At 71.9% G+C, this 11,493-nt stretch carries 5 protein-coding genes; 2 read left to right on the top strand and 3 right to left on the bottom strand.

The annotated features are described in order from the left end of the window. Positions 1-18: 18 nt before the first annotated feature. The 3 genes from ACIQG9_RS01855 to ACIQG9_RS01865 form a co-directional block, all read right to left on the bottom strand. Positions 19-4,068: a ThuA domain-containing protein gene (locus tag ACIQG9_RS01855; protein ID WP_400397365.1), complete on the bottom strand. Its 4,050-nt coding sequence runs from the start codon at positions 4,066-4,068 to the stop codon at positions 19-21. Positions 4,069-4,207: 139 nt separating this feature from the next. After that, complete coding sequence (locus ACIQG9_RS01860) at positions 4,208-5,407, bottom strand: multicopper oxidase domain-containing protein (protein WP_400397368.1); 1,200 nt, start codon at positions 5,405-5,407, stop codon at positions 4,208-4,210. A gap of 154 nt (positions 5,408-5,561) precedes the next feature. Further along, a complete protein-coding gene (locus ACIQG9_RS01865; RefSeq protein WP_400397370.1) occupies positions 5,562-8,705 on the bottom strand; it encodes an OmpL47-type beta-barrel domain-containing protein in 3,144 nt (1,047 codons plus the stop codon). A 584-nt stretch (positions 8,706-9,289) separates the two neighbouring features. On the opposite strand from ACIQG9_RS01865, the gene ACIQG9_RS01870 reads away from it, so the two are divergent. Together ACIQG9_RS01870 and ACIQG9_RS01875 are read left to right on the top strand one after the other, a co-directional pair. After that, a complete protein-coding gene (locus ACIQG9_RS01870) occupies positions 9,290-9,775 on the top strand; it encodes a hypothetical protein (protein ID WP_400397373.1) in 486 nt (161 codons plus the stop codon). Positions 9,776-10,013: 238 nt separating this feature from the next. Further along, on the top strand, positions 10,014-11,336 hold the full coding sequence (locus ACIQG9_RS01875) for a phospholipase D-like domain-containing protein (protein ID WP_400397375.1): 1,323 nt from the start codon (positions 10,014-10,016) through the stop codon (positions 11,334-11,336). Positions 11,337-11,493: the final 157 nt, after the last annotated feature.

Genomic DNA, 11,493 nt, shown 5'->3' on the forward strand with positions numbered 1-11,493 from the left:
CGGCACCCGGTGCCGCTCCTACAACTCCCGCACCCGAACGTCGCGGAGTTCGATCAGGTCGTTGGTGCCGTGGTTCTGCAACCCGACGTACCCGCTGAGGAACTGGCGCAGGTCGGTCGGCGGGTCACCCTGCCGGGACGAGGCCCTGCCCGGTGTGTTGTCGAACTCGTTGATCACCACGCCGTTGCGGATGATCGTGTAGTGCTGCCCGACGACGCGGACCTCGTAGTCGTTCCACTGCCCCTTCGGGGTGGGCCGGGCCTGGTCCAGCCCGACCGGGTCGAAGTTGTAGACGGAACCGGTCTTCTGCGGCTCACCGGTCGGACCGTCGTACACCTGGATCTCGTGTCCGCAGTAGATCGCCACCCAGGCCGGCGAGCCTGCGGCCGAGCCGACCCGGCCGCACTCGGGCCGCTGGTCGACCGGGGTCCGGGGGTCCGGGAACCGGGTGAAGACACCGCTGTTGGCGTACGTGGCACCGGCGGAGACGTCCCGGAACTTCAGCCGGACGGAGAAGTCGCCGAACTCCTTGCCGGCGTACCAGAGCATGCCCAGGCCCCCGGAGCTGCGGATCGAGCCGTCGGTGCGCAGCGAGAACGATCCGCTGGGCGCCTGCCGCCAGGCGGCGAGCGACTGCGCGGTGCCGTCGAAGACGGGCCGGTAGCCGGCGGTGGTGCCGACCTCCGACTGGTTGGCCGCCCGGTTCAGCCGGTTCGCGTCCCGCTGGTCGAGCACGCCGTCGGCCCGCAACCGCGCGACCACGTCCTGGACGTGCCGGACGAACTGCGGGTGGTTGGTCCAGTCCCGCTCGTCGTCGATCAGGTCGTTGACGGTGCAGCCGCCGCCGACCGCGTAGTTGGCGACCTGGGTGTCGGTGTCGAGCATCCGTACCGTGGTGCGGGTGTCGGGCGCGACGCAGCCGACGTCGACCGGCAGGACGGTGGTCGCCACCTCGCCGTTGGCGTAGGTCACCTTCAGGGTGACCTGGTAGGAGCCGAAGTCCGGGTACCGGTGGGTGGGGTTGGCCTCGTGCGAGGTCGGGCTGCCGTCGCCGAAGGTCCACTCCCAGGCCACCCCGCCGGCCCTGGCGCTGGAGAACCGGACCTCCGTCGGGTCGCTCGGGGTGACCGGCCGGACGCCGGCGTCACCCGGGTTCGGCGTGGCCGGCCCACCGGTGTAGGCGACCCGGACCAGCTTCTGGTTGGCGTGCAGGCTGAAGAAGCCGCCGGCGTAGTCGAGCAGGTACAACGCGCCGTCCGGACCGAACTTGGCGTCCATCCAGGACTGGAGCTGGTTGGCGCCGTTGCCGGAGCGGACGATGGCGCGCAGGTCCTCGGCGAAGGCCGGCCGGCCCTGCTTCCGGACGGTCTTCGGGTCGACGGTCACCGCGATCCGGTTGTTGGCGTTGGACTGGTCGCCGATGAACCACTTGTCGTCCCAGTACTCCGGCCACGCCACCCCGCTGGTGGTGTCGACCTTCTCCCGCTGGTAGGTGGGGCCGTCCATGATGGCCTGGCCGCCGCCCTTGAGGTACGACTCGGTGAAGGTCTCGTCGCCGAGCCGGTAGGTCGGCAGGCCACTGCCGTCGGTCCGCTGCGGGTAGACCGGTCCGCCGCCCTGCGGGGAGTACCAGATCATGTTGTCCCGGGCCGGTGGGAGGTCCACCAGACCGGTGTTGCGCGGCGAGGTGTTCTTCAGGTTGTCGCAGTCGTACCAGCCGGTCAGCACCTTGGCGTCGGTGTTGCTGCGGTCCCGGTAGGGCTGCCGGTTGCCCATGCAGTACGGCCAGCCCTGGTTGCCCGCCGAGGTGATGACGGTCGCCGTGTCGTACTTCGCCGGGCCCAGCTCGGGGCTGGGCGCACCGGCGTCCGGGCCCACCCATCCGGCGGTGAGCCAGTGGTTGACCGGGTCCCAGGCGATCCGGGAGATGTTGCGCACGCCCATCACGTAGATCTCCGGACGGGTCTTGCCGCCGCCCTCCTCCGCGCCGGTGAACAGGTTGCCCGCCGGGACGGTGTAGGTGCCGTCGTCCTCGGGGTGGATCCGCAGGATCTTGCCGTTGAGGTCGTTGGTGTTGCCCGAGGTGCGCCGGGCGTCCTGGAACGATACGCCCTGGTAGTCCTGGGTCCAGTTGTTGCCGGAGTACCCGTCGGAGCCGCCGGAGGAGTTGCTGTCGCCGCTGCCGACGTAGAGGTTGCCGCTCTCGTCGAAGGTCATCCCGCCGCCGGCGTGGCAGCAACTGTGGATCTGGGTGTCCCAGGAGAGCAGGTCCCTCCGGGTGCCCTGGTCGATGCTCTGCCTCGCCGGGTCGTAGGTGAACCGGGAGACGGTCCGCTTGCCGATCCGCTTGTCCCGGTCGATCGACTCGTGCGGCATCCAGTAGACGTAGAGCCAGCCGTTCCGGGCGAACGCCGGGTCCAGGGTGATGCCGACCAGGCCCTCCTCGTTCTTGACCAGTTCGCTGCCGCTGCCCCGGTTGCCCATCACCGGCAACGTGGTGAGCAGCTTGACCTGCCCGGTCTTCGGGTCCCACTGGTGGATCGTGCCGCAGCCGAGGCCGACCTTCGGGTCGTCCCAGCTCACCACCGGCCCGGTCGGGCAGGCGGCCTTGCCGATGTAGAAGATCCGGCCGTCCTCGGCGATGGTCAACCCGTGCGGCTCGCCGATCTGGTCGAGCTGGCCCTGCTGGTTGGCCGCGGTCAGCCGGTCGATGCGGTAGTTGGCGGCGACGGTCGCCTGGCAGTCACCCCGCACCATCCCGGTGGACCACCTGATCGCGCCGGCCAGGTGGCTCTGGAACTGCGTGTCGGTGGTCCAGCTCGCCTCGGTGCGGCCCATGCCGGTGTAGAACGACCGGCCGCCGTCGAAGTCCTGGCACCAGGAGATCGGGTGGAACGCCCCGTTGCCGCTCAGGCCCGGCCGGTAGGTGCCCTCCTCGACCTGCGCGACGGTGTGCACCTTGCCGGTCGGGCTCGGGTCCCAGTTGATCCACTGGTCCGACCGGGTCCAGGTCAGCGGCAGCCCCTTGTTGGCCGGGTGCTGCCGGTCGGTCAGGTCGACCACCGCCTGCTGCACCGTGCTGTCCGGCGCCGGCCCCGCGTCCGGTCCGATCAGCCACAGCTCGGCCAGCTGGGTCGCCGGCTCACCGCTGTTCGCCGTGATGTCGAGCCGGTAGTGCTGGTAGGCGGTGGCGTTGGTGAAGCCGTACTGCTTGGTCTGGAACCGCTGCGGGAACGTCTCGTTGGTGCGGCTGTCCAGGTCGGTCCAGGTGGTGCCGTCCGCGGAGCCCTGCAACCGCCAGTTCTTCGGGTCCCGACCCGGGAAGTCGTTGGCCGAGGTCAGCGCGTACCGGGAGATCACCACCGGGCGGTCCAGCTTCGCGGTCAGCCAGCCGGTGGGCTTGGACGTCAGCCACTTGCTGCTGGTCGACCCGTCGACCGCCTTGGCGGCGGTCTCGTTCGGCGGGTTCTCGGCGCTCGCGGTGGCCGAGGCCACCTTCTCCGCGTTCGGCAGGCTGGCGCCCGGCCGGGCGCCGACCAGGCCGGTGAACCAGGAGGAGTTCGGCTGGGCGCGGACCGCGTCGTGCACGCCGACGAACCCGCCACCACCCTTGACGTACGCCTGGAAGGCGGCCTCCTGGGCGTCGTCGAGGGTCACGCCGTTGGCGGACAGGAACAGCACGCCCCGGTAGCGGGCCAGGTTGCCGACGGTGAACACGCCCGGGTCGGCGGACACGTCGACGGTGAAGCCGTGCTGCCGGCCGAGTTTCCTGATCGTGGTGGCGGCCTGGGCGACCGGGTCGTCCTGCTGGTCGACCGGGCCGTGGAAGACCAGCACCTTCACCGGGGCCACGGCGTCGGCGGCCGGAGCGGGGTGGGGGGCCGCCGCCCGGGCCGGCGTCGCCGGCAGGCCGAGCGCCAGCACGGCGCAGGTGGCCAGGGCACCCAGCCGGCGGGGTACGCCGGGGCGGCGGGGCCGGGCGGAGCCGGGGTCGGGGCGATTTCCGGTCGGGGCGGACCGGAGTCGGCCGGGCCATGGGGAGATCCGGAAATGGCGTCGGTGGGCCATCTCGACTCCTTTACAGGTTGAGGCGGACCTGGGAGAACGAAGGTTGCCGGGGGCCGTGGCCGCTGGTCCTGACTGGATCGGCGGCCACGGGTTCCCCGCCGCCGGTGCGGTGCGGTCGCCTGCGGGCGTCCGCCGGCGGTCACTTGTGCTGGTGTGTTCCGGCGTCGTCGGCCCGCGCCGCCGTCCCGGCGCCCGGCGGGGCGGCGGCACCCTTGGCGGCGGTGTGGTCGTGGCCGCCGCCGGGCGGCATCTTCCCGTCCTCGTCGAGCACGTGCATCAGGGTGGACATGCCGGCGTCGGAGTGGAACTGCATGTGGCAGTGCAGCATCCAGTGGCCGGGGCCGACCGAGTCGCCGGCGACGACCTGGACGCCGAACGAGTCACCCGGTCCCAGTGTCTTGTTGTCGATGATCGGCACCTGGTCGGCCTGGGCGTTGGTGCCGGTCACCAACCCGGTGCGGGTGTCCGCCCAGGAGTGCCCGTGCAGGTGGAAGGTGTGCATGTCGTTGCCGATGCCGACGACGATGAACTCGACCCGCTCCCCCTTCTTCGCCACCACGCAGGTGGGGCCGGGCTGCGGGTTGTCGTGGTCGCAGGTGTCGGTGTCCGCGCCCCGGCGCAGGTTGATGCTCTGCCGGTCGCCGAAGACGGTCGTGTAGGTCCGATCGGGTCGCTGGTCGCCCGGTCGCCGGACGACCAGCCCGCCGAACAGGCCGGCGCCGAGGCCCTGGGTGCCGTGCGGGCCGCCCACCACGTGGTCGTGGTACCACCAGTAGCCGGCCGTGCCCGGCGACCCGGTGGTGCGGTCACGCTTCTGGGCGTACCAGGTGTACGTCCGTGACTGGCCGGGCGGGACGTAGGAGTAGCTCTGCGCCGTGCCGTCGGAGAGCTGGGTGTACTTCACCCCGTGCACGTGCAGCGAGACGCCCAACGGGTGGGTCGGCTCGGTGCGCAACTGCTCCAGGGTCGCCGCAGGCACCTGGTTGTGCAGGGTGATGGCGAGGCACTCCCCCTCGGTCATCTCCATGGTCGGCCCCGGATAGGAGGCCGTCTCCGGGGTACGGCCGTAGCCGAGCCGGATCTGGTTGCCGTCACGGGGCAGCTCCACCGCGTACAGCGTGATGCTGCGGTCCGGACGGTCGCAGCCGTCGGGCCGCTCGGCGAACACGGCGGCGGTCGAGCCGGCCGCCGCGAACCCGCCCGCGCCGACGAGGGTCAGCGCCACGATCACGGCCACGACCAGCATCCGGCGGGCGGTGGAGCCGGTACCGGCCAGCGGCGGCGGTCCGGGTTCCGGGGTCCGGCCCGCCTCGGTCAGCCGCCAGGCGAACGCCGTCACCTGGCGCTCCGCAGGTTCCGCGGCCCGCGACGGGCGACGACGCCGAGCGGACCGCGCGGGTGCGGCCGGGCGTGGTGGGGCCGGCTGCCCGGGTGCGCCCGGGAGACCAGCCGGGGCTCGATTCGCTGCCTTGCCATGGTGGTGTTCCCTTCGCTCAGTTGCCGGGTTCGGCGGGGGACGGGGTCAGCGGGGCGATCCGGACGTCCCGGAAGCTGATGACGTCGGCGGTGCCGTGGTTCTGCAGGCCGATGTAGCCGGTCGCGCTCTGCCGTCCGGCCCCACCGGGGTCGTCGGGGCGGGGCGGGTCGAAGACCCCCTCGGGGGTGTTCACGTACTCGTTGATCAGCTCGCCGTTGCGGAACACGGACCAGTGCTGGCCGACCACCCGGATCTCGTAGTCGTTCCAGGTGCCCTTGGGGGTGACCCGCGCACCGGACAGGTCGACCCCGTCGAAGCCGTACACCGAACCGGTCTTGTACCGGTCGCCGCCGGGGTTGTCGTGGATCTGCAGCTCGTGGCCGTACCGGATGGCCACCCACTCCGGCCGGGACTCGTCGGGGTGCTGGTGGACCTGCGGGAAACGGGCGAAGACCCCGCTGTTGGCCCGGCTGTCACCGGGCGCGTCGTCGCGCCACTGCAGCTTCAGGGAGAAGTCCTGGTACGCCTGCTTCGGGAACCAGAGCAGGCCCATCCCCGGGACGGCCCGGCTGGTGATCGACCCGTCGGCGTTGCGGAGGAAGCCGCCCGCGCCGACCTGCTCCCACTGCCTGAACGACGCCGCCGTGGAGTCGAGCAGCCGCTGGTAGCCGCTCTTGGCCTCCGGCTTGCCGACGCCGGAGCTGCGGGCGGCGCTGACCAGCCGGTTGCGCTCCTGCTGGCTGAGCACCGCAAGGTGGACCAGGTGGTCGGCGACCAGCTTGACGTGGCTGACGAACTCGGCGTGGCTGCCCCAGGTCCGCTGGCCGTCGAAGAGGTTGTTGATCGTGCAGTCGCCCTCGACCGGCCGGTTCGGTACGCCACTGTCCAGGGTGCCGAACCAGACGGTCGGCCGGGTGTCGGGCACTCGGCACACGCCGGACCCGCTCGCGATCACGGTGAAGGTGAGCGATCCGGTGCCGGAGGTGTTGCCGACCCTGTCGGTGGCCCGGAAGCTGAGCAGGTGCTCGCCGGGCTGGTCGACGGTGACCGCTCGGGTGTAGCGGACGTACCCGTCGCCGTCGAGGGCGTATTCGATCCGGTCGACGCCGGAGCCGGCGTCCGCGGCGAACAGCGTCACGGTGGCGCTGCCGAGGTAGCCGCCGTCGCCGTCGACCTGACCGGTCACCGACGCGGTCACGGTGGGCGCGGTGGTGTCGTCCGACGGCGGTGCGACCACGGTGAACGACACGGTCTTCACCGCCGAGGTGTTGCCCGCCCGGTCGGTCGCCCGGTAGCCGACCGTGTGCCCGCCCGGCTGGTTCACCGTCACCGGCGCCGAGTAGGTGGCGTACGGCTGCCCGTCGAGGGTGTACTCGATCCGGTCGACCCCCGAGACGGCGTCGGTCGCCGACACCATCACCGTGGCGCTGCCCACGAAGGCGCCGTCGGCGTTCTTCTGGCCGTGCACCATGGCCGAGGTGGTCGGGGCGGTGGTGTCCGGCGCCGGGGGTGTCACCACGGTGAACGAGACCGACTGCGCGGCCGAGGTGTTGCCGGCCCGGTCGGTCGCCCGGTACGCCACCGTGTGCTGACCCACCGCGTTGACACTCACCGGCCCCGCATAGCCGACATACCCGCCACCATCGAGGGAGTACTCGACCCGCTCCACCCCGGACTCACTGTCCACCGCCGACACCGTCACCGTCGCACTGCCCAGATACCCGCCGTCGGCATCCCGCTGACCCGTGACCGACGCCGACACCGTCGGCGCGGTGGTGTCCCCCGCCGGCGGCTGTGCCACGGTGAACGAGACGGTCTTCACCGCCGAGGTGTTGCCCGCCCGGTCGGTCGCCCGGTAGCCGAGCGTGTGCCCGCCCGGCTGGTTCACCGCGACCGGCGCCGAGTAGGTGGCGTACGGCTGCCCGTCGAGGGTGTACTCGATCCGGTCGACGCCGGAGCCGCCGTCGGTGGCGGCCAGGGTGACGGTGGCGCTGCCCAGGTACGCGCCGTCGGCGTCCTTCTCCCCGGTCACCTCGGCCGACGTGGTCGGCGCGGTGGTGTCCGGTCCCGGGGGTGTCACCACGGTGAACGAGACCGACTGCGCGGCCGAGGTGTTGCCGGCCCGGTCGGTCGCCCGGTACGCCACCGTGTGCTGACCCACCACGGTGACACTCACCGGCCCCGCATAGCCGACGAACCCGCCACCATCGAGGGAGTACTCGACCCGCTCCACCCCGGACTCACTGTCCACCGCCGACACCGTCACCGTCGCACTGCCCAGATACCCGCCGTCGGCATCCCGCTGACCCGTGACCGACGCCGACACCGTCGGCGCGGTGGTGTCCCCCGCCGGGGGCGCGACCACGGTGAACGAGACGGTCTTCACCGCCGAGGTGTTGCCCGCCTGGTCGGTCGCCCGGTAGTCGACGGTGTGCCCGCCCGGCTGGTTCACCGTCACCGGCGTCGAGTAGACGCCGTAGGGGCCGCCGTCCAGCGAATACTCGATCTTGGCGACGCCGGAGCCGCTGTCCGTGGCCGACAGGGCCACGGTGGCGCTGCCCAGGTACGCGCCGCTGCCGTCCCGCTCCCCGGTCACCTCGGCCGTCGCGGTCGGCGCGGTGGTGTCCGAACCGCCGCCGGACACCACCAGGAGACCGGTCATGCCACCGTGGCCGGGAATGGCGCAGAAGTAGCGGTACGTCCCCGGGGTGAGAACCACGTCGACCGTCCACCGGCCGCCGTTGGCGTCGCTCGGATCGGCCAGGATGTTCACGTCGACGTCGCTGTTGTACGCCGGGTTGCCGGTGTCGAAGGTCAGGGTGTGCTGCATGCCGGTGGTGTTGCCGGTCGCGGCGCTGTTCTCGAAGACCAGCGTGGCCGGTCCGGCGACGGCCGTGGTCGGCGCCGACCGGTAGGACAGGAAGCTGTCGCCCGCGGTCCAGGTGAGCACCTGGGCCTGGGCCACGGGCACCGAACCGCCCGTGGCGACCCGGTCCGGATCGGCGGGGCGGGCGCTCGCCGCCGCCCCGGTCAGCGCGGTGGTGACGAGCAGCAGCAGGGCCGTGACGACCGCGGTCAGCGGACGCCGGGGGCGGAGCGTCGACCACCGGCCGGGCGGGTGGCCCACCGACGGCCGGACAGGTGGTGGGAAGCCGTTCATGGGAGGCCCCTTTCACGGACGGATGGGGATCACCGGCGCGGCGCGCGGCGCTACGTCGGTGCACGGGCCGCCGCCCTGCGCAGGGCACGCGACCGCTCGACCGTGGTGAGGCGCCACGGCCGTCGGGCGAGGCATTCGGCAGTCGGGACCGACGCGCCGGGTAACGGGCGCGCGGGGTCGGACGCGTCGTCGCGTCGAAGCTGGGGAACGTCGGGTTGGCACGGCCGGTTGGTCGGGCCTCGTGCACGTCGGGCCGCCAGGCCGCAGCGAGGTCGGGGATCGTCGCCGAATCGCCCCCGTCGACCTGCCGCCCGGGTTGCGCCGCCCGGTGCCGCGGCCGAAAACCACCTACACTGCAGCTTCACATCGATGAAACATATCGACGCATCGAACACTACTGACTTACCGATGGCATGTCCAGGTCTTTCGTCGGCGACCGAGGAACTTTCCCCCGAGTGGACAAAAGTCATGGTGACTGATGGGAAAGGTGCCCTCGGCGGCACCGGCGTCCGCCCGCCCGGGATTGTCAGGGGTCACTGGCATGCTCCCGGCACAGTTCCGCTTCAGCTCACGGGGAGATCGCCATGCAGGATGGCCGCGCCGACTTCGACTTCATCTTCGGGCGGTGGCTGGTACGCAACCGCAAGTTGCGTGACGTCACCGACCCGAACTGCGTCGAGTGGATCGAGTTCGACGCGAGAGCGCACGCCGAGCCGATCCTCGGCGGGCTCGGCCACGTCGACCGCATCTGGACCGACGCGCCGCCCGGCGAGGAGCCGTTCGAGGGGTTCACCCTGCGGCAGTTCGACCCGCAGGCGCGGGTGTGGCGGATCTGGTGGGCCTCCAGCCGCCGGCCCGGTCACCTCGACCCGCCGGTCGAGGGCGGGTGGCGCGACGGCCGGGGCACCTTCGAGTGCGACGACGTGCTCGGCGGGCGGCCGGTGAAGGTGCGGTTCGAGTGGACCAACGATGCGGTGGACGCGGCCCGGTGGCAGCAGTCGTTCTCCTACGACGGGGGCCAGACCTGGCGGACCAACTGGGTCATGGACATGTCCCGGTTGGCCGGATGACGGCCTGAGCCGACGGTCCCCCCGGCTCCGGGTCGGCTTTCACCCTCCTTCCACAGTCCTTCCACAGGTGAGCGGGACAGTTGCGGTCAATGGATTCCGACGGTCACTCCGGCCAGGGGTGACCCGGCTGCGGCGGACCGACTCGCCGGCACGCCCAGGAGTACGGGGAAGGACTGATCACCGTGCGATCGACATCGTTCGTGGACCGCGTGACGGAGTGGGGTGCCGCGTGAGAGGAATGTCGTACCCACGCGGCCTCGCCCTGGCCGCCGCCGTCATGACGGCGATCTCCCTGCCGGTCACCCCCGCCGCGGCGCGGACCGCCGGCGGGACCACCGCCGCCCCGACCGCTGCCGCCGCGGCGGTGGTCCCCATCGCCGCCTCCGAGGTCCGCAACTACGTCTGGTTCAACACCAAGGCGGAGTTCCAGGACATGCACAAGGGGGTCGGCGCCCATGTGGCCCGTCTGGTCAACGCGACGCCGCCCGGGGCCACGCTCTCGCTCACCCTCTACTTCTTCAACCGCCAGGAGGTCCTCGACGCCCTCCGCGCCGCCGCGGCTCGCGGCGTACGGGTCCGCATCGTCGTCAACGGCAGCCAGGTCTGGAGCGGAGACGCCTTCTACCAGGCGCTCAAGGCGACCCCGTCGATCACGGTGGTGGAGTGCGGCACGCGGCGCTCCGACAAGCAGTCGACCCGTGGCTGCATGACCGACCGGACGGGGGCATCCCCGTTGGGGAACCCGCCGCTGATGCACAACAAGTTCATGACGATCTCCAGCGTGCAGCTCGCGGGCGGCGGAACGGCGACCAACGTCGTCTACGTGTCCTCGGCCAACCTCGACTACTACGCGGCATACGAGAACGCCATCACCATCAGCCACGCCGGCCTGTACGCCGACTACCTGCGGTACTTCAACGACCTGATGGGTCACGGCCGGTCCGGGGCGACCGACGACAACGGCGGCAGCACCTTCGCGGCCGGCGCGCACCGCCTCTACACGTTCCCCCGCCGGGAGGCCGCCGGCAGCACACCGGGCAGCGGAAGCAACGATCCGATCGTGCGCATCCTCAAGGGTCTCACCTGCTCCGGGTCGACGAAGGTCGACCTGGCGAACTTCCGGATCCAGCGCCGCGCGGTGGTGAACGAACTCAAGGCCGCGCTCAAGCGCGGATGCCAGGTCCGGATCGTCACCGGCGCCAAGTCCGGCGCCCCACACGACAAGGGCAACCCGATGCCCGCGCTGGTGGACCTCGCCAGGGCCATGCCCGTCCACCTCTGCGGCTACACCGAGGACGCGAACGGCAACCAGGCCGGCCTCCCGATGCACGAGAAGTTCATGATCGTGCGGCAGGGCAGCCAGTCGACCCTCTACGTGGGCAGCCACAACCTCACCTACCGGGCGCTGCGGCAGAACGACGAGAACGTCCTGGCGCTGCGCAACCACCCGCTCGCCGCGCCGTTCCAGCAGCGGTTCGAGTCGCACCACCGCACCTGCTGGGTCTACCGCCCGGACGCGGGTGCCGCGACGTCCTCGGACGACACCGACACCTCCGACTGAGCCCGGCAAGGGCCCGATCGGTGCCGTGGGGGGGGCGGGCGGGCCCCCCCCCCCCCCCCCCGCGCCCCCCCCCCCGCGCCCCGCCGGGGGGGGGCCCCCGCGGGACGGGGGGGGGGCCCCCCCCGCGCGGCGGGCCCCCACAGCGGCCCGGCCGCCA

Origin of the sequence: Micromonospora sp. NPDC092111 (assembly GCF_044755745.1) — a bacterium.
Taxonomy (GTDB): domain Bacteria; phylum Actinomycetota; class Actinomycetes; order Mycobacteriales; family Micromonosporaceae; genus Micromonospora.